The organism is Nocardioides ultimimeridianus (assembly GCF_054777895.1).
Genome location: NZ_BAAHAB010000009.1, coordinates 310,133 through 329,202 on the forward strand (window position 1 = coordinate 310,133; position 19,070 = coordinate 329,202).

General features: G+C 71.6%; 18 protein-coding genes. 1 reads left to right on the top strand and 17 read right to left on the bottom strand.

Going from position 1 to position 19,070, the window contains the following annotated elements; translation table 11 throughout:
* Window positions 1-20 precede the first annotated feature (20 nt).
* The 3 genes from ACYU8V_RS10030 to ACYU8V_RS10040 form a co-directional block, all read right to left on the bottom strand.
* Complete coding sequence (locus ACYU8V_RS10030; protein WP_460847058.1) at window positions 21-671, bottom strand: hypothetical protein; 651 nt, start codon at window positions 669-671, stop codon at window positions 21-23.
* Complete coding sequence (dnaE, locus tag ACYU8V_RS10035; protein ID WP_460847060.1) at window positions 668-4,243, bottom strand: DNA polymerase III subunit alpha; 3,576 nt, start codon at window positions 4,241-4,243, stop codon at window positions 668-670. The genes ACYU8V_RS10030 and dnaE overlap by 4 nt, the downstream gene beginning before the upstream one ends.
* 111 nt (window positions 4,244-4,354) lie before the next feature.
* Complete coding sequence (locus tag ACYU8V_RS10040; protein WP_460847062.1) at window positions 4,355-4,807, bottom strand: GNAT family N-acetyltransferase; 453 nt, start codon at window positions 4,805-4,807, stop codon at window positions 4,355-4,357.
* 35 nt (window positions 4,808-4,842) lie between these two features.
* Between ACYU8V_RS10040 and ACYU8V_RS10045 the strand changes: the two genes are divergently transcribed.
* On the top strand, window positions 4,843-6,543 hold the full coding sequence (locus ACYU8V_RS10045) for a DEAD/DEAH box helicase (protein ID WP_460847064.1): 1,701 nt from the start codon (window positions 4,843-4,845) through the stop codon (window positions 6,541-6,543).
* On the opposite strand, the gene ACYU8V_RS10050 is transcribed toward ACYU8V_RS10045, so the two are convergent.
* The 14 genes from ACYU8V_RS10050 to ftsW all read right to left on the bottom strand — a co-directional run bounded on the left by ACYU8V_RS10050 (window position 6,544) and on the right by ftsW (window position 19,066).
* A complete protein-coding gene (locus ACYU8V_RS10050; RefSeq protein WP_460847065.1) occupies window positions 6,544-7,182 on the bottom strand; it encodes a hypothetical protein in 639 nt (212 codons plus the stop codon).
* Between the two features lie 19 nt (window positions 7,183-7,201).
* A complete protein-coding gene (locus ACYU8V_RS10055; protein WP_460847066.1) occupies window positions 7,202-8,137 on the bottom strand; it encodes an RluA family pseudouridine synthase in 936 nt (311 codons plus the stop codon).
* Entirely contained in the window at window positions 8,134-8,655 is a 522-nt protein-coding gene (gene lspA / locus ACYU8V_RS10060; RefSeq protein WP_460847067.1) for a signal peptidase II, read from the bottom strand. Before lspA ends, ACYU8V_RS10055 begins: the two co-directional genes overlap by 4 nt.
* Entirely contained in the window at window positions 8,628-9,587 is a 960-nt protein-coding gene (locus ACYU8V_RS10065) for a TraR/DksA family transcriptional regulator (RefSeq protein ID WP_460847069.1), read from the bottom strand. The genes lspA and ACYU8V_RS10065 overlap by 28 nt, the downstream gene beginning before the upstream one ends.
* Window positions 9,588-9,741: 154 nt before the next feature.
* Window positions 9,742-10,551 carry a DivIVA domain-containing protein gene (locus ACYU8V_RS10070; RefSeq protein ID WP_460847071.1) on the bottom strand — a complete coding sequence of 270 codons (810 nt, stop codon included), beginning with the start codon at window positions 10,549-10,551 and terminating at the stop codon, window positions 9,742-9,744.
* A gap of 127 nt (window positions 10,552-10,678) precedes the next feature.
* The gene (locus tag ACYU8V_RS10075) at window positions 10,679-10,972 is read right to left on the bottom strand and encodes a YggT family protein (RefSeq protein WP_460847072.1); all 294 of its coding nucleotides are present in this window, start codon (window positions 10,970-10,972) and stop codon (window positions 10,679-10,681) included.
* 339 nt (window positions 10,973-11,311) lie between these two features.
* Entirely contained in the window at window positions 11,312-11,809 is a 498-nt protein-coding gene (locus tag ACYU8V_RS10080) for a cell division protein SepF (RefSeq protein ID WP_460847074.1), read from the bottom strand.
* 55 nt (window positions 11,810-11,864) lie between these two features.
* Window positions 11,865-12,563 (bottom strand): YggS family pyridoxal phosphate-dependent enzyme, encoded by a 699-nt coding sequence (locus tag ACYU8V_RS10085; protein WP_460847076.1) that lies wholly within the window; start codon window positions 12,561-12,563, stop codon window positions 11,865-11,867.
* Window positions 12,560-13,096, bottom strand: a complete 537-nt coding sequence (locus ACYU8V_RS10090) for a polyphenol oxidase family protein (protein WP_460847212.1) — start codon at window positions 13,094-13,096, stop codon at window positions 12,560-12,562. Before ACYU8V_RS10090 ends, ACYU8V_RS10085 begins: the two co-directional genes overlap by 4 nt.
* 174 nt (window positions 13,097-13,270) lie before the next feature.
* The gene (gene ftsZ / locus ACYU8V_RS10095) at window positions 13,271-14,446 is read right to left on the bottom strand and encodes a cell division protein FtsZ (RefSeq protein ID WP_460847077.1); all 1,176 of its coding nucleotides are present in this window, start codon (window positions 14,444-14,446) and stop codon (window positions 13,271-13,273) included.
* A gap of 202 nt (window positions 14,447-14,648) precedes the next feature.
* On the bottom strand, window positions 14,649-15,389 hold the full coding sequence (locus tag ACYU8V_RS10100) for a cell division protein FtsQ/DivIB (protein ID WP_460847078.1): 741 nt from the start codon (window positions 15,387-15,389) through the stop codon (window positions 14,649-14,651).
* Complete coding sequence (murC, locus tag ACYU8V_RS10105; RefSeq protein ID WP_460847080.1) at window positions 15,382-16,752, bottom strand: UDP-N-acetylmuramate--L-alanine ligase; 1,371 nt, start codon at window positions 16,750-16,752, stop codon at window positions 15,382-15,384. The genes ACYU8V_RS10100 and murC overlap by 8 nt, the downstream gene beginning before the upstream one ends.
* Window positions 16,749-17,837 carry an undecaprenyldiphospho-muramoylpentapeptide beta-N-acetylglucosaminyltransferase gene (murG, locus tag ACYU8V_RS10110; RefSeq protein ID WP_460847083.1) on the bottom strand — a complete coding sequence of 363 codons (1,089 nt, stop codon included), beginning with the start codon at window positions 17,835-17,837 and terminating at the stop codon, window positions 16,749-16,751. Before murG ends, murC begins: the two co-directional genes overlap by 4 nt.
* On the bottom strand, window positions 17,834-19,066 hold the full coding sequence (ftsW, locus tag ACYU8V_RS10115; RefSeq protein WP_460847214.1) for a putative lipid II flippase FtsW: 1,233 nt from the start codon (window positions 19,064-19,066) through the stop codon (window positions 17,834-17,836). The genes murG and ftsW overlap by 4 nt, the downstream gene beginning before the upstream one ends.
* Window positions 19,067-19,070: the final 4 nt, after the last annotated feature.

Consider the following 19,070-nt stretch of genomic DNA (forward strand, 5'->3'; position numbering starts at 1 on the left):
CCAAGGCGGTGTGCGTTCGGCTACTCGACCAATTCGGGCTCGCCCGCGACCTCGGGGGCCGCGGTCCGCTCCTCGGTGGTCAGCATGAGCATCACGACCAGGAAGCCGAGCAGCATCCCCACCGGCCAGACCAGGTACGGCGTCGGCAGATGGCCGAGATGGACGTAGGCCCCACCCAGCCAGTCGTAGAGCTGGAGGTCGATCTGGCCCAGCCCCACGTGGAGGCTGCCCGGGTAGTGGTGGCCGATGTTGGCCGCGACGGCCCACTGCTGGGGGTCGGCCGGGCTGAAGGCCATGCCGACGGCCCACATCACGTACGCCGCGAGGGCCGAGCCCCCGACGACCGGCACCAGGGTCAGCAGCGAGCGGTTGCGGCCCAGCAGCCCCGCGACCACGCCGACGAGGAGCGCGAGCCCGAAGCCGAGCGCGACGTACTCGAAGGTGCTGGACGCGACGTGCGCCTGCCCCGGGTCGAAGGGCTCGGCGAACCACGCGATCTCGCCGGTGTCGGTGCGCTGCCCGATCACGCCGTCCGGCGCCGGCGACCACCAGCGCCACCACCACCAGCCGCCGATCGCGCCCGCGGCCGCGGACAGCAGGAGCACGGCGACGAGCAGGCCGACGACGGGGAAGGCCGGATGCCACCGGCGCGAGGTTGCGGACACGCTCACCCGGCCAAGCATCCAGGACCGAGCAACTGCTTCAGGTCCGCGAACAGCGAGGGCGAGGGCGTGACCCTCAGCCGGTCGTCGAGCTTCATCACCCGCGTGGCGTCCCGCATCAGCAGCTTCAGGCGCACCTCGTTCATCCCCGGGTGGGCCGCGAGCACCTCGCGCAGGGACTGCACGACCGGCCCGGTGCAGCGCGTCGACGGCAGGCTGATGACGACCGGGCCGTCACCGCTGGCCTCGATGTCGGGGACGGTGACCTCCTGGCCGCGCAGCTGCGGAGCCTCCCGGTCCTTGTCCAGCTGGCCCTTGACCCGCAGGATCGCGTCCTCGGTGAGGTACGGCGCCGCCAACCGGTAGGACGAGGGGAAGAGCAGCACGTCGATGCCACCCTCGAGGTCCTCGAGCGTGACCGTCGCCCAGGGGTCGCCGTTCTTGGTGATCTTGCGCTGCACGCTGGTGACCAGGCCCGCCACGGTCACCGTGGTGTTGTGCGGGATCGCCTCGTCGGTCAGCAGCTGCCCGATGGTGAAGTCGGTGCCGTTGGACAGCACGTGCTCCAGGCCCAGCAGCGGGTGGTCCGAGACGTAGAGCCCCAGCATCTCCCGCTCGTAGCCGAGCAGCTTCATCTTCTCCCACTCGTCGATGTCGGGGATCGCGACGTGGGTTCCGAAGGCGCCGTCCTCGTCGTCGCCGCCGAGCCCCGCGAACAGGGAGTCCTGGCCGATGGCCTCGTTGCGCTTGATGTCGACGTACTGGTCCACCGCGGTCTCGTGGACCACGACCAGCGCGCTGCGGTGGTGCTTCATCTCGTCGAAGGCGCCGGCCTTGATCAGCGAGTCGATGACCCGCTTGTTGCACACGTGCGCGGGCACCTTGTCGAGGAAGTCGTTGAAGTCGGCGTACCGCCCCTTGGTGGTGCGGCCCTCGACGATCCCGTCGACCACGTTGGAGCCGACGTTGCGCACGGCGGTGAGGCCGAAGCGGATGTCGTTGCCGACGGCGGTGAAGTTGTGGGAGGACTCGTTGACGTCCGGGGGCAGGACGGCGATCTTCATCCGGCGACACTCGTTGAGGTAGATCGCCATCTTGTCCTTGTCGTTCTTCACCGAGGTGAGGAGCGCGGCCATGTACTCGACCGGGTAGTTGGCCTTGAGGTAGGCCGTCCAGTAGGTGACGACGCCGTACGCCGCCGAGTGCGACTTGTTGAAGGCGTAGTCGGCGAACGGGACGAGGATGTCCCACAGCGTCTTGACGGCGTCCTTCGGGTAGCCGCGCTCGAGCATGCCCTCCTCGAAGGCGGCGAACTGCTTGTTGAGCTCGTCGATCTTCTTCTTGCCCATCGCGCGGCGCATGTTGTCCGCCGCGCCGAGCGAGAAGCCGGCCAGCACCTGCGCGATCGCCATGACCTGCTCCTGATAGACGATCAGGCCGTAGGTCTCGCCGAGCACCTCCTTGAGGGGCTCGGTCAGCGCCGGGTGGATGTAGTCGATCTCCTGGCGGCCGTTCTTGCGCAGGGCGTAGTTGGTGTGCGAGTCCGCACCCATCGGGCCCGGCCGGTACAGCGCGGAGACCGCGGTGATGTCGTTGAAGCTGTCGGGCTGCATCAGCCGCAGCAGCGAGCGCATGCCGCCACCATCGAGCTGGAAGACGCCGAGGGTGTCGCCCCGGCCCATCAGCTCGTACGTCGCCCGGTCGTCGAACGCGACCTCCTCGAGGACGAGGTCCTCGCCCCGGTTGGCCCGGATGTTCTCCAGGGCGTCCTCGAGGGTGTGCAGGTTGGACAGCCCCAGGAAGTCCATCTTGACCAGGCCGAGCTCCTCGCACTTGGGATACTCGAACTGCGTGATGACCTGGCCGTCCTGCTTCGGCTCCATCAGCGGGACGATGTCGATCAGCGGCTCGCTGGCCATGATCACGCCGGCCGCGTGCACACCGGTCTGCCGGATCTGGCCCTCGAGACCGATGGCGGTCTCGTAGATCCGCCGGACCTCCGGGTCCTCCTCGTAGAGCGCGCGGAACTCGCCGCCGTCGTTGTAGCGCTTGTGCTCGGGGTTGAACAGGTCCTTGAGCGGGACGCCCTTGCCCATCACGTCGGCGGGCAGCGCCTTGGTGATCTTGTCGCCGATCGCGAAGCCGTGGTCGAGGATGCGCGCCGCGTCCTTGATCGCCTGCTTGGCCTTGATCCGGCCGAAGGTGGCGATGTAGGCGACCTTCTCGGCGCCGTACTTCTCCTTGACGTACTGGATGACCTCCCCGCGGCGGTGGTCGTCGAAGTCGATGTCGAAGTCGGGCATCGAGGGGCGCTCGGGGTTGAGGAACCGCTCGAAGAACAGCCCGTGCTCCAGCGGGCACAGATCGGTGATGCGCAGTGCGTACGCCGCGATGGATCCCGCGCCCGAGCCACGGCCCGGCCCGACCCGGATGCCGTTGTCCTTGGACCACTGGATGAAGTCGGCGACCACCAGGTAGTAGCCGCAGTAGCCCTTCTGGGCGACGACCGCGAGCTCCATCTCGGTGCGGTCCTTGACCGCCTGGGTCAGCTTGTCGCCGGGGTAGCGGGCCTCGATGCCGCGCCACACCTCCTTGCGGAACCAGCTCTCCTCGGTCTCCCCCGCCGGGATGTCCGCCTTCGCCATGTAGCCGCCGGTGGACTCGGTGAAGGTGACCTCGCACCGCTCGGCGATCTCGAGGGTGTTGTCGCAGGCCGCCATGAGGTCCTGGCGACCCCACAGCTCGCGCATCTCCTCGGCCGACTTGATGTAGTAGCCGGTGCCCTCGAAGGCGAACCGCTTGCCGCCCTGGGAGTACGGCGGCTCGGTGAGCCGGCTGCCCGACTGCACGCACAGCAGCGCCTCGTGGGCGCTGGCGTCCTCGGGGTTGTTGTAGTGGGAGTCGTTGGTGGCGATCGGCTTGAGGTTGAGCTCGCGACCCAGGCGCAGCAGGTCGTCGCGGACCCGCTTCTCGATGTTGATGCCGTGGTCCATCAGCTCGAGGTAGACGTTGTCGTAGCCGAAGATGTCGCGCAGCTCCTGCGCCTCGCGCACGGCCTCGTCCCACTGCCCCAGCCGCAGCCGGGTCTGGATGGCGCCACTGGGGCAGCCGGTGGAGACGATGAGGCCCTTGCCGTGCTCGGCGAGGAGCTCCTTGTCCATCCGGGGCTTGTAGAAGTAGCCCTCCATGCTGGCCCGGCTGGAGAGCCGGAACAGGTTGTGCATGCCCTCGGTGGTCTCCGCCCACATCGTCATGTGGGTGTACGCGCCGCCGCCGGAGACGTCGTCGCCGCCCTCCTCGCCCTGGCCGCCCTTGCCCCAGCGGACCCGCTTGCGCTCGCCGCGGGGCGTGCCGGGGGTCAGGTACGCCTCGATGCCGATGATCGGCTTGACGCCGTACTTCTTCGCCTTGGAGTAGAAGTCGTAGGCGCCGTGCAGGTTGCCGTGGTCGGTCATCGCGATCGAGCTCATGCCCAGGTCGCTGACCCGGCCGAACAGCCCGTCGAGGAGGGACGCCCCATCGAGCATGGAGTACTCGGTGTGGACGTGCAGGTGGGCGAAGTCCCCGGTTGAACCGGCCATGTGGGTTACTGCGCTCCTCGGGAGGTCGAGGGTGGTCATTCGGCGTGGATCGGGGAAGGGGTTCAGCCTACCTACCCGGACCGGCTGATCCTGACAGGCGCCACCGACACGTCAGCCCGTCCACTCCATCCGGATGTCGGGCCGCTTCTCCTCGTTGCCGGCGCCGTCGGTGCGTTCCACCTCGACGAGTCCGCGCGCCAGGTAGAAATCGCGGGCCGGGGCGTTCGAGACGAAGACCCAGAGACAGAACCCGTCCGGCTGCTGCGCCTTCACCAGGTCGAGCAGGGCGCCGCCGACACCCAGGCCCTGGGCGCTCGGCTCGACGTACAGGTCGTGGAGCCAGCCGGGGCCGACCCGCGCGTAGCCGACGATCCGCCCGTCCCTCTCCGCGACCCAGGCCTCCGTGGGCCCGAGCTGGGTGGCGAGGTAGTCGCGGATCTCGTCGACCGGGTGCAGGCCGGGCGGCATCGGCGAGGCCTCGCGCGCGGCGAGCTGGACCTCGGCGATGCGCGGGATGTCCGCGGGCACCGCGGCACGGATCTGGAAGTCCCTCGGCGCGGTCATGGCTCAGGCTAGAACGGGACCGATAGCGTCGCCCGGTGGCCCGCCGACGTACCTCCCGCTCCCGGGGGCCGCGCACCGAGCGTCCGCTCCCCTTCGTCGGGCCCGGCGAGCGGCTGTGGGTCCTCGACGTGCCCTACGGCGAGACCGTCGAGGGCGCCACCTGGCACCCCGCGGTCCGGTCCCACCTGTACGTCGGGGCACGGCTGCCGGCCCACCTGGCGCCGTACCGCCCGGGGCCCTACACCCTCGGGCGGTTCGTCGAGAACGACCTCAACCCCGGCTCGCCGACGCCGAACCCGCCGGCGTCCGAGGACCTGGAGCCGCGGCAGCTCCAGTTCGAGGGCGCCGACGCGATCGCCGAGCGGGCCGCGGCCGGCGGGCGGATGTTCCTGCTCGCCGACGAGCCGGGCGTCGGCAAGACGATCACCGCCGTCCTCGGGGCGACGGCGGTCGGCTCGCTGCGCGGCGCCGCGCGGGTGCTGGTCGTGGCCGACCGGCCCGCTGCGATCACGATCGGGCACTGGTGCCGCACCATCACCGCGCTCGGCGACGGCGGCATGGACTGGGTGGTCATCACCTGGGACCGGCTGGAGAAGGTGAAGGACCACGCGTGGGACATCGTCGTCGCCGACGAGGCCCACGCGCTGCGGCACACCACGACCAAGCGGTTCAAGCACTGGGCGAAGGTCTCCGGCCTCGGCACGCCCCACGACCGGGCCCCGTTCGTGATCGCCACGACGGCCACGCCGGGCCACACCCCGCTGGAGCTGCCGTACCTGGCGCCGGCGTACGCACAGGTGCACGGGGAGCCGGTGCGCAGCTGGTACACCGCCGGCTCCCCCGCGGCCACGTTCGCGGACGCGCTCGAGCGGCACGGGATCGGCATCGAGCGCGGCGGGCGGTACGGCGCCGCGTGGACCGAGGACCCGGTCCGCCGCGACGCGGACCTCACGACGGCGCGGGGCTGGCTCGCCGGCGAGCGCCCACCGGCGATGCTGCACCGGGCGGCGCCCTGGGGGCCGGTGCCGATCTCGGGGATGCCGGTGACGCTGACCGCGGCCGAGCGGGCGGCGTACGACGCGGAGTGGGGCGAGTTCTGCCGCGAGATGGACCTCGCCCGCCGCGGCCGCAACACCGCGAAGGGGCGCGCGGCGCTGCTGCGGTTCCGGCAGAAGGCGGGCCTGATCCGGGTCGACTCGACCGTCGCCTGGATCGCCCAGCAGGTGGAGGCCGGGCGCCAGGTCGCGTGCTCGGTGGAGTTCGTCACCACCGCCGCCGACCCGATCGCGGACCGTCTCCGCGACTCCGGCCTGCGGGTCGCGACCATCTACGGCCGGGACCGGTTCGACGTGGAGGCCGAGCGGCTGCGCTTCCAGAGCGGCGAGGCGCCGGTGTGCGTCTTCACCACGGTCGCCTCGATCAGCCTGCACGCCGGTGAGACGCTGCCCGACGGCACCCGCGCCACCACCGAGCCCCGGGTGGGACTGTTCCACCAGGCCCGCTTCTCCGGCATCGCCGGCCGGCAGGTCACGGGCCGCACGCACCGCGACCACCAGGTCTCGCCGTGGCACATCGCCTACGCCGAGGGCACGGTCGAGGAGCAGGTCGGGCGGGCGATGGTCGAGCGCATCGCGGCGGCGACCGACGCCGTCGGCGGTGACACGGCCGGGCTCGCCGACGTGGCCGAGCTGCTCGGGGCCAGCTGGCTGCCGAGCGCCTCCCTCACCGAGTCCTAGTCAGGCCTGCTCCGCGAACGGACCCCCGCGCCCGCCGACCCGGTCGACCAGGCGCGCGGCGACGAAGCCGGCGTTGGCGCGCAGCACCTCCTCGGGCACGCGCGGGAAGCTCTCCTCCCAGTCCAGCAGCGGCGAGCCCAGGAACTGCGTGGTCCGCGCGGGCCGGGCGATGAACCACAGGTGCAGGTGGGCCGCACCGTCGCCGATCTTCTGGACATGGGCGCGCCCCACGCTCGGCAGCTCCTCCATCGCCGAGCAGATCGCCACCATGAGCCGGCCGAGCTCGCCGGCGAGGTCGTCGGGTAGGTCGTTGAGGTCGTGGTGGTCGATCGGGTCGAGGGTCATCATCAGCGGCAGCCCGGTGCTCGACACGTGGCCCAGGCGCCAGCGCTCGTTGCCCCAGACCAGGCGGGCGCCGTCCGGCTCGCCGGTGCACCCGCACTGGGCGGGGTCGTCGCCGTGCCGCGGCCACTCGGCCTCGCCCAGCGGCCGCAGCGGCTTCAGCCGCAGACCGTCGAGCTCGAAGGGGAAGATGTCCCAGCCCGCCATCGCGTCGCTGACGACGGGCAGCCGCCCCTCGCCGTCGGTCTGGGCGACGAGCCGTGCGTGGAAGTCCTCAGCGGTCTCGGGCAGCGCCATGGCGCCACCCTAACCGGGGTCAGTGGGAGTCGCGGATGACCTCGAGCGCGTGCGCGAGGTCGTCGGGGTACGTCGACTCGTAGCTCACGTAGTCGCCGGTCTCCGGGTGCTCGAAGCCGAGGCGTACGGCGTGCAGCCACTGCCGCTCCAGGCCGAGTCGCCGGGCCAGGGCAGGATCGGCGCCGTAGGTGATGTCACCGACGCACGGGTGCTTCAGCGCGCTCATGTGCACCCGGATCTGGTGGGTGCGACCGGTCTCGAGGTGGACCTCCAGCAGGCTGGCGAACCGGTGCGCCTCGAGGGTCTCGTAGTGGGTCACGCTGTGCCGGCCGTCGTCCATGACCGCGAACTTGTAGTCGTACTTGGGGTGCCGGCCGATCGGCGCGTCGACGGTGCCCTCGAGCGGGTCCGGGTGGCCCTGGACCAGTGCGTGGTAGGTCTTGTCGACCGTGCGGTGGCGGAAGGCGTTCTTGAGCACCGAGTAGGCGTGCTCGGACTTGCAGATGACCATCACGCCCGACGTACCGACGTCGAGGCGCTGGACGATGCCCTCGCGCTCCTTGGCACCGCTGGTGGAGATGCGGAAGCCGGCGGCGGCGAGGTGACCGACGACGGTCGGCCCGCGCCAGCCGGGGCTCGGGTGGACGGCGACGCCGACAGGCTTGTCGATCACCACGATCGCATCGTCGTCGTGGATGATCTTGATGCCCTCGACCATCTCGGGCACGACCTCCAGCGGGTCGACGACCTGCGGGATCTCGACGTCGAGGGCGGCTCCGGACAGGACCCGCTCGCTCTTGGTGGCGATGGGTACGCCGTCGAGCGCAACCCGGCCGTCGGCGATCAGCTCGGCAGCGCGGGTGCGCGAGAAGCCGAAGAGCTGGGCCATGGCGACGTCGATGCGCTCGCCCTCGAGGCTGTCAGGGACGCGCAGGCTGCGCTGGTCGACGCTCATGCGGTCTTCTCCGTGCTGGCACGACGGCCGTCGATCTGGATGCCGCGCACGATCTGGATGAGCAGCAGCGCGGCGCCGACGTTGATGCCGACGTCGGCCACGTTGAAGACCGGCCAGTGCGGCAGCTCCAGGAAGTCGACCACCTGACCGCGCAGCGGCGCCGGGTCGCGGAGCAGCCGGTCGGTGAGGTTGCCGTCGATGCCGGCCAGCAGCAGCCCGAACGCGACAGCCCAGAGCGGGTCGACCAGCCTGCGGCTGAACCAGAGCACGACCACCGTGGCGAGGATCGCCAGGCAGCTCAGCACCACGGTCGCGCCGGTGCCCATGCTGAAGGCCGCCCCCGGGTTGTGCAGCAGCCGCAACTGCAGCAGCGTTCCGACGACGTGGCGGGGCCGCCCGTCGGCCAGGTGCACGACCGCGAGGTGCTTGGTGACCTGGTCGGCGACGTACCAGACGATCGCGACGGCGATGAAGACGAACTTGGGCCGGACTACCGACGTTCCTCGCGCTGCTTGCATGTCAGGCACAGTGTGGCACGCGGGAAGACCATCAACCGATTCTTGCCGATCGGGTTGCCGCACGACTCGCAGACGCCGTAGCTGCCGTTGTCGATGCGGGCCAGGGCGCGGTCGATCTGGGCCAGCTTCTCCCGCTCGTGGTTGACGACCGTGAGCTCGTGGTCGCGCTCGAAGCTGGTCGCCCCGACGTCGGCCTGGTCGTGCCCGGCGCCGTCGCCGGCGTCGTGCAGCAGGCCGCTGAGGTCGGCCTCCTGGGCGGCGAGGACCTCCTCGCTGTGCTTGTGCTGCTCGTGGAGCTCGGCGAGGACCTCGTCGAGCTCGGCCTTCGACCAGGCCTCCTCGCCCTCGAGGACGACCAGGCTCGACGGAGCGGCCTTCTTGGTCGCCGCCCTCTTGGCGGGAGCCGCCTTCTTCGTGGGTGCGGCCTTCTTGGCCGGTGCGGCCTTCTTGGCCGGTGCCGCCTTCTTCGCGGGAGCAGCGTCGGTCACAGGGGTCGCCTTCTTCGCTGGAGCCGTCTTCTTCGTGGGTGCGGCCTTGGTGGCGGGTGCCGCCTTCTTCGCGGGTGCCGCCTTCTTCGCGGGTGCCGCCTTCTTGGCCGGTGCCGCCTTCTTGGCCGGTGCCGCCTTCTTGGCCGGTGCCGCCTTCTTGGCCGGTGCCGCCTTCTTGGCCGGTGCCGCCTTCTTGGCCGGTGCCGCCTTCTTCGCGGGAGCCGCCTTCTTCGCGGGAGCCGCCTTCTTCGCGGGAGCCGCCTTCTTGGCCGGTGCCGCCTTCTTGGCCGGTGCCTTCTTCGCCGGTGCCTTCTTCGCCGGAGCCGCCTTGGCGGCGGTCTTCCTGGCGGGCTCAGCCTCGGCGGTCTTGGCCTTCGGCCGGATGATCCGACGTGCGGCGGACGCGGCCGAACCGGCCAACGACTTCTTGGTGCTTCGGGCCATGCCCAGCTCTCCTCGCAAGCGGCGGACCATCAGCGGCGGCCGACGGGCTGCTCGGGAGGGTAGCGGTTAGCCGGACCCGGGCCAAGACGGCACACCGGCCGGCTCCCAGAGTGGGAGCCGGCCGGCGTACGTCGTGCAGGTGAGTCGGAACGACTCAGGCGTTCTCCTCGCCCAGGATCGAGCGGAGCCGCTTCGGCGCAGGCGACTCGTCCGAGGCCGGGGCGACGGTGTCGCCGGGGACCTGGAGCGCGTCGAGCTGCTGGGTGAAGTAGCTCTTGAGGCGGGAGCGGTACTCACGCTCGAACGACCGGAGGTTCTCCACCTCGGCGCTGAGCTTGTCGCGCTCCTTCTCGAGGTCGCCGAACAGCTGGGTACGACGCTCGGCGGTCTCGCCATCGAGCATCTCGGCGCGGGTGCGGGCGTCCGCCTCGAGGCGGTCGGCCTTGCCCTTCGCCTCGTTCTCGAGACGCTCGGCCTTGCTCTTGGCCTCACCGACGAGACGGTCGGCCTCGGCCTTGGCCTCCTCGACGAGCTCGTCGGCGTTGCGGGTCGCGATCTCGAGCAGGCGGGCCGCGGCGTTGGACGCCTCGGGAACCGTCTCGACCCGGATCGTCTGCACCCCACCGGTGGCGGCAGGTGCGGCGACCGGCGCCGGGGCCGCGACGGGCTCCGGCTCGGGCTCCTCGGCGACCGGGGCGACCACGGGGGCCACGACCGGCGGCTCGGGCTGCGCGGGGGTCACCTGGGTCGGCGCGCTGTAGGCCTCGAACCCACCAGCCGTCCCGGAGCCGCCCGACTGGGCCGCGGCGAGCTTCGCGCGCAGGTCGTCGTTCTCCTGGGTCAACCGAGCGAGCTCGGCCTCGACCTCATCGAGGAACTGGTCGACCTCGCCCATGTCGTAGCCCTCACGGAGCCGGACCGGCGTAAAGCGCTTGTTGCTCACGTCCTCGGGCGTCAGCGGCATGACCTCACCTATCTTCGATTCCTAGGAAAGACTGTCGTCCCGCACCTTAGCGCCTGTCACATGAGTATCGGCAGTCGTCACGACGTGACAGGCGACGCGGGCCCCCGCACGACGGGCGGGAGTGCTCCTAGAACAGCAGCAGGTTGCGGTTCAGCGAGAGCGCGACGTAGGCCACGAGCATGACCAGGATGAAGCTGATGTCGAGCGAGACACTGCCGATCCTGATGGGCTTGATCACCCTGCGCAGCCCTTTGATCGGCGGGTCCGTGACCGTGTAGGCACCCTCGAGCAGCACCAGCAGCGCCCCCCGCGGCTCCCAGGACCTGGCGAAGTTCTGCACCCAGTCGGTGATCAGCCGGATCCAGAGCAGCCCGATGAAGACGAACAGCGTCCCCTCGATGATCTCCCCCACAACGGTCACGGATCCATCCTAGAGAGAGGCCGAAAGGAGTCGGCGGGCGGTTGCGGCACGCCCCCGTTGGTTTCGATACGCCCTCGCTCGTTCCTCGCTCGGGCTACTCAACCAACGACAGCACCACGAGCGCGAAAGGCTTGCCGCCAGACCAAGGCAGGACCTACGAAGGGCAACTGCGCGCGCGGCAGCGCGGCGTCGCAGCGACTGAGGCCGGGTGCGCGGCTGAGGCGACAGAGGAAGCGAGGAACGAGCGACCGGCGGAGCCGAGAGCCGCAAACCCGGCGAGGGAGCGTCCGCGATGACGCGCTCGCGCCGACCAGAGTCAGCGGCGACGCGCTCGCGCGGTCAGGACTGGTTGAAGAACCCGTTGTCGGCGATGCGCGCCTTGTCCTCCGCTGCCACCGACACGTTCTGCGGGGAGAGGAGGAACACCTTGTTGGTGACCCGCTCGATGGTGCCGCGGGTGGCGAAGATGAGCCCGGCCGCGAAGTCGACGAGGCGCTTGGCGTCGGTGTCGTCCATCTCGGAGAGGTTCATGATGACCGGCGTGCCGTCCCGGTAGGCCTCTCCGACTGCGCGCGCCTCGTTGTAGGTGCGCGGGTGGACGGTGGTGATCCGGGAGAGCTCGGCGACCACCGACTGTGCGGGGGCGGGAGCGGCGGCAGCGGGCGTACGACGGCGCTCGCTGATGTCGGCCACGGACGCACTCCGCACGGGTCGTGCCGGGCGGACCGGACGGGACTCGCCGACCGCCTCAGCGCGGTCGTACTCGTCGTACTCGTCGTAGCTGGTGTCCTCGAGCAGGCCGAGGTACTCACCCATCCTGCGCATCACACCGCTCATGGCACTTGCCTCCGAATCTCGGCCCCCTCCGGGACCAGTGGTCGTGTTGGGAACGTTACTGGACCGAGGGCCTCGAACCGAGGACCGCGGACCCGACGCGCACGTGTGTCGCACCGGCCGCGACGGCCTGCTCGAGGTCCCCGCTCATGCCGGCCGACAGCGCGGTGGCGTCGGGGTGGTCGGCGAGGAATCCGTGCCGGATCTCCTGGAGCCGGGCGAAGGCGGCCGCGGGGTCCTCGCCCAGCGGCGCGACCGCCATCAGACCGCCCAGCCGCAGGTCCACGAAGGCGTCGACCTCGGCGGCGAGCGCGCCGAGCGTGGCGGGGTCGGCACCGGCGCGGTGATCGCTGCCGGCCGGGTCCAGGCTGACCTGGAGCAGCACGTCGAGGGGGCGGCCGCGCTCGGCGGCGCCGCGGGCCAGCCGTGGCAGCAGCTCGGGCCGGTCGACGGACTCGACGACGTCGGCGTACCGGGCGACGGCGGCGGCCTTGTTCTTCTGCAGGCCGCCGATGAAGTGCCAGCGCAGGCCCAGGGCCGCGCACTCGGCCTGCTTGGCCTCGGCCTCCTGGTGGCGGTTCTCGCCCACGTCGGTGACCCCGAGGCCGGCCAGCAGCCGTACGTCGGAGGCCGGGAAGAACTTGGTGACGACGGTCAGCGCGACCTCGCCGCGGTCGCGGCCGGCAGCGCTGCAGGCGGCGTCGATGCGCGCGTTCGTCGCGTCCAGGCCGGCACGGAGCTCGTCGAGGCGGGTCATGGCAGCCACACCAGCCCCGCGATGCGGCCCGCCGCGGAGCCGTCGCGGCGGTAGGAGTGGAAGCGGTCGTCCTCGAGGGTGCAGCCCGGCACCCGCTCGGAGGGTACGCCGGCGGCGGCGAGCTGGGCCTCGACACCGGCACCGAGGTCGAGGGCGGGCGTGCCCCACGAGGTCTCGGCGTACGTCGCCGGCACGATCGCCGCCACCTCCTCGCGCATCTCGGCGGGCACCTCGTAGCAGCGGCCGCAGACATGGGGGCCGATCCACGCGCGCAGCCCCTCGGCGCCGAGTTCGCGCATCCGCTCGACGGTCCGGCTCACGACGTCGAGCTCGACGCCGCGGCGGCCGGCATGGGCGGCACCGATGACTCCGGCCGAGGCGTCGGCCAGCAGGACGGGGACGCAGTCGGCGACCCGGATCATCAGCCCGGTGCCGGCGCGCGTGGTCACCAGCGCATCGCCCTGGGCCGCCTCGTCACCGGGGTGCGGCTGGTCGAGGACCGTCACCACCCGGTCGCCGTGGACCTGGTGCAGCCGCGCGAACGGCACGCCCGCCAGGCGCTCGACGCCATCGAGAGCGTCCGCGAATCCCTCCTTGCCCGACTGCAGGTCGAGGGAGGCGTCCGTGAACGCGACCTCGACCCGGGCCCCCTGCGGGGAGCCCGGGTCGAGCGACACACGGAATGCGAACACAGAGCCTCGGTGCGACTACTTGAGGAAGTCGGGGATGTCGAGGTCGTCGTCGAAGTCGACCGACGGCGACGGGGCCGACGGACGGACGCCGACCGGCTCCGGCTCGACCACGGGCTGCTCGGGTGCGGACTCGCGCACCGCGGTCGAGCTCGGCTCCTCACGACGGGTGGCGGCGGCCGCCGCGACGGACCGGGCCTCCTCGGGGACCGGGCGGCGCAGCGACGTACCCTCCTGGCGCTTGGGCAGGCCTCCGTCGAAGCCGGCGGCGATGACGGTGACGCGCACCTCGTCGCCGAGGGCGTCGTCGATGATCGTGCCGAAGATGATGTTGGCGTCGGCGTGGACGGCGTCGGCGACCATCGCGGCGGCGTCGTTGATCTCGAAGATGCCGAGGTCCGACCCACCCGCGATGGACAGCAGCACACCATGCGCACCGTCGATGCTCGCCTCGAGCAGCGGGCTCGAGACGGCCATCTCCGCGGCCGCGACCGCGCGGTCCTCGCCGCGGGCCGAGCCGATGCCCATCAGCGCGGAGCCGGCGTTGCTCATGACGGCCTTGACGTCGGCGAAGTCGACGTTGATCAGACCCGGGGTCGTGATCAGGTCGGTGATGCCGGAGACGCCCTGCAGCAGGACCTGGTCGGCCTGGCGGAACGCGTCCATGACCGACACGTTGCGGTCCGAGATCTGGAGCAGCCGGTCGTTCGGGATGACGATGAGGGTGTCGACCTCCTCGCGGAGCCGCTCGATGCCGTCGTCGGCCGACTTCTTGCGCCGGGCGCCCTCGAACTGGAACGGCCGGGTCACGACGCCGATGGTCAGCGCGCCGAGGCTGCGAGCGATGCGCGCGACGACCGGGGCACCACCGGTGCCGGTGCCGCCGCCCTCGCCGGCGGTCACGAAGACCATGTCGGCGCCCTTGAGCACCTCCTCGATCTCCTCCGCGTGGTCGTCGGCCGCCTTGGCGCCCACGTCCGGGTTGGCGCCGGCGCCGAGCCCGCGGGTGAGCTCACGGCCGATGTCGAGCTTGACGTCGGCGTCGCTCATCAGGAGGGCCTGGGCGTCGGTGTTGATCGCGATGAACTCGACCCCCCGCAGCCCGACCTCGATCATCCGGTTGACGGCGTTGACGCCACCGCCACCGATGCCCACCACCTTGATGATGGCCAGGTAGTTCTGTGCTGCTCCCACGGCGGCTCACCTCTCGCAATCTGGTCCGTGTCTGGAATGTCTGTGTGTCGTGCGTGTCGTGTCGGGGAAGACCTGGAGGCCTCAACTGTGACCCTCAGCCTGAGGGTTATAGTTATGTCAACCTCGTCGTGGTCACGACAGTAGGCAGCACGGCACGCCAAACCGGGCAGACACGCCGACACGGCGCGTGCTTGAAGGAGATTCAGCGGGTCGTGGGAAGGCCCGGGACGGAGACGTCGATGGAGTGCGCCTTGGTCTTGAGCAGGGCGAGGACAACCTTCGCCTTGTCCGCGGACTGCTCCGAGCTCCCCCACAGCACGGTCCGGCCGTCGCGCAGCGAGAGCTGGATCCGGTCGACGGTCGAGACCTCGATGTGGTCGACCAGCTTGGCCACCTCGGGCGGCAGCGAGGCGGCGACCTTGGCCCCCTCGGCGAGAGCGTTCGCGTCGGCCTCGGCCCCGGTGTCGATGGCCGGCAGGCTGCCGGGGGTCTTCAGCCGGGGCATGAAGGTGACCCCGGAGGCGTCGACCTGGACGTAGAGCCGCCCCCGCGCGAGCACCGCCACCGGCGTCCGCTCGGTCACCACGATCCGGACGTCGTGCGGCCAGGAGCGGGACACGTCGGCCGACTTCACGATCGCCAGGGCCTCGACCCGCCGCTGGATCGCGGCGAGGTCCTCACGGGCGAGCGGCCCACCGAGCGGGACGTCGGCCGCACCGAGCACCTGCTCCTGGGTGAGCTGGGTGATCCCCTCGACCTGGACGCCCTCGGTCCGCAGCCACGGCGAGAAGTACACGGCGTAGACCGCGAGGCCGGCGAGCAGGACCACCACGGCGACGTACAGGACGTAGCGCCAGGTGAGCCACCGGCGGCCCCACTGCCGGCGCTGGAAGCGCCGTCGCGAGCTGTCCTGCGAGGACTTCGGACGCCGGAGCTCAACCATGGGCCCGCTCCAGCGCCGCGAGGACCTGGGGCGCGAGCGCGGTGACGTCACCGGCCCCGAGGGTGAGCACCACGTCGCCGGGCCGCGCCTCCCCCGCCAGCAGCGGTACGACGGCGGCCCGGTCGGGCTCGAAGGACACCCGGTCCACGGGCAGCGCGACGGCGTCGGCCACGAGCGCGCCGGTCACCTCGGGATCGGGGTCCTCGCGGGCGACGTACACGTCCATCACGACGACCCGGTCGGCGGCGGCGAGCTCGCGGCCCATCTCGACGCCGAAGATCCGGGTGCGGGAGACCAGGTGCGGCTGGAAGCAGACGATCAGCCGGCCCTCCCCCGCCACCAGCGAGCGGGCGGCCTCGAGGTCGCCGCGGATCTCGCTGGGGTGGTGGGCGTAGGAGTCGTAGACGCGGACGCCGGCGGCCTCGCCGATCAGCTCCATCCGGCGCTTCGCGCCCCGGTGCCGGCCCAGGCCGCGGATCAGCGCGGCCGGCTCGAGGCCGAGCGAGAGTCCCACACCGAGCGCATAGAGGGCGTCCTGGGCGTAGTGCCGGCCGGGGACGGCCAGCTCGACGCGGCCGAGGTCGGCGCCGTCGTACGCGACGGAGAAGCGGGTGCGGCCGTCCGCCACGACGAGGTCGCTGCCCCGCAGGCGCGCGTCGGGGCCGAAGCCGGCCGTGAGGCCGCCGAGCTGCGGGTCCTCCGCGATCGTGACGCCGGTGCGGGCGGCGAACTCCGCGAAGGCCGCGTCGTACGCCTCCGCCGTGCCCCAGTGGTCGAGGTGGTCGGCGTCGACATTGGTGACGACCCCGATCTCCGGGGTGTAGACGAGGAAGGCGCCGTCGGACTCGTCGGCCTCCACGACGGCGACGTCGGCGGTGCCGAGCCGGGCGTTGGTGCCGAGGCTCTCGACCTCGGCCCCGATCGCGAAGGTCGGGTCGAGACCGGCCTCCTGCAGCGCCACGACGGTCATCGCGGTCGTGGTGGTCTTGCCGTGGGTGCCGGCGATCGCGACGACCCGCCTGCCGAGCAGGACCGACTGCAGACCGGCCGAGCGGGGCCACAGCCGCAGGCCGCGCGCCACGGCCTCGACGATCTCGGGGTTGTCCTCGCGCGCGGCCGTCGTGGCCACGACCGTGTCGGCGCCGGCGACGTGGTCGGCCGCGTGACCGACGTGGACGGTGATGCCCTCGGCCCGCAGGGCCTGCACCACGGCCGAGTCGTTCGCGTCGCTGCCGGTGACGGGGACGCCGGCCTGGTGCATCAGCCGCGCGATGCCGGACAGGCCGGCGCCGCCGATGCCGACGAGGTGGACCCGCCCGAGCCGGTCGGCCGGGAGGATCTCTGCCGGGACCGGGATCCTCACCGGCCGGCCGCCTCGCGGATGATGAGGGCCAGCTTGTCGTCGGCGTCGCGCGGCACCAGGTGCGCGGCCGCCCGGCCCATGGCGGCGAGCCGCCGGGGGTCGGCGGCGAGCAGCGGCACGGTGTCGGCGACGTAGTCGGCGGAGAACTCCGCGTCCGAGCAGATCAGCGCTCCCCCGGCGTCCACGACGGGCTGGGCGTTGCGGGCCTGCTCGCCGTTGCCGATGGCCAGCGGCACGAAGATGGCCGGTACGCCGGTCGCGGCCGCCTCCACCACGCTGGACGCGCCGGCCCGGCACACCATCAGGTCGGCGGCGGCCAGCGCGTAGTCCATCCGGTCGACGAACGGCACCACGACGTACGGCGTCCCGCTCGGCACCGGGGTCGCCCACTCGGGGTCCTCGGTGCCCTTCGGCCCGACCACGTGCAGCACCTGCACCCCCGCCGACCCGAGTGCGGCGGCCGCGCCGGCGACCGCCCGGTTGAGCCGCCAGGCGCCCTGGGAGCCACCGGTCACGACCAGCGTGGGCCGGTCCGGGTCGAGCCCGAAGAAGGCCCGGGCCTCGGCCCGCAGAGCGGCCCGGTCCAGGGTCGAGACCATCCGGCGCAGCGGCAGGCCGACGTACTCGGCGTTCTTCAGGGGCGTGTCGGGGAAGCTGACGGCGACCCGGTCGGCGACGCGCGAGCCGACCTTGTTCGCGATGCCCGGCAGGGCGTTCTGCTCGTGCACCACGAGCCGCAGCTTGCGGCGGCGGGCGGCCAGGTAGGCGGGCATGGAGACGTAGCCGCCGTAGCCGACGATGACGTCGGGCCGGATCCGGTCGACGATGTCGAGGGTGGCATTCACGGCGCCGCGCAGCCGCGCGGGCACCCGGACGAGGTCGGCGTTGGGCTTGCGCGGCAGCGGCACCGGCGGCACCAGCTCCAGCGGGTAGCCGGCGGCGGGGACCACCGTGTTCTCCAGGCCCCGCGGGGTGCCCAGGCAGGTGATCTCGACGGAGGGGTCGAGCCGGCGCAGCGCATCGGCCGTCGCCAGCAGGGGCGAGGTGTGCCCGGCCGTACCCCCGCCTGCCAGGAGAACCTTCAACGCGCCGCCTTCTGCTTGTCCCGGCGCTTCTGGGCCAGCGCGCGTGCCGCGGCCGGCTCGCGACGGGCGAAACCGATCACCAGACCGAGTGCGGTCAGGGTGGGGACAAGGCTAGATCCGCCGTACGAGACCAGCGGCAGCGGGATGCCGATGACGGGCAGCAGCGCGAGGACCATGCCGATGTTGATCATCATCTGGCCGAGCAGCCACACCGCGATGCCGAAGCTGGCGTAGCGGATGAACGGGTCCTTGGTCTCGCGTGCGACCCGGATGATCGCGTAGGCGATGACCAGGAACAGGCCGATGACGAGCAGGGTGCCGATCAGGCCGAGCTCCTCGCCGAGCACCGCGAAGATGAAGTCGGTGTGGGCCTCGGGCAGGTTGCCCCACTTCTGCTGGCTGGCGCCGATGCCCTCGCCGAAGACGCCGCCGCGGGCCAGCGCGAACAGGCCGTGGACGGCCTGCCAGCCGGTGGAGTGGTACTCCGAGAGCGGGTCGGTGAAGTTCGTGAGGCGGGCGATCCGGGTCGGGTCGGTGGCGACCAGGAGGGTGGCGAGCAGGCCGACGAAGGCCATCGCCGCGCCGAAGATCCGGCCGGGCGCGCCGACCACCCAGAGCATGCCGGCGAGGATCGCGAAGAAGACGAGCGTGGTGCCGAGGTCGTCGCCGACGAGCACCAGGCCCATGGCGATGATCATCCCGGGCACGACCGGGATCACGATCTCGTGCAGCCGGGTGAGCCGGCGCTCCTTCATCGCGTAGATGTGGGCGGCCCAGATGATCAGCGCGAACTTGGCGATCTCGGAGGGCTGGATCTGCAGCGGGCCGAGGACCAGCCAGTTCGTGTTGCCGTTGACCGAGCGGCCCATGACCGCGGTCAGGCCGAGCAGGACCAGCGACACGGCGAAGCCGGGATAGACCAGGCCGCGCAGCCACTTGAGCGAGACGCGCGAGGCGAAGAACGCGCACGGGATGGCGAGCAGCAGCCACATCGCCTGCCGTGACACGACCGTGTAGGAGCTGCCGGTGTAGCGGTAGGAGTAGACGCTCGAGGCGCTCATCACCATGATCAGGCCGATGGTGAGCAGCAGCGCCACCGACCCGAGCAGCAGGTAGTACGTCGTCAGCGGCCGGTCGAGCGCGGCGCGGGCCGATGTGACCCAGCGTGAGCGCGAGAGCCGGATGCCCCGGAACCGGGGCCGCTCGGGCGAGACGGCGGTGATGGCGATCCCC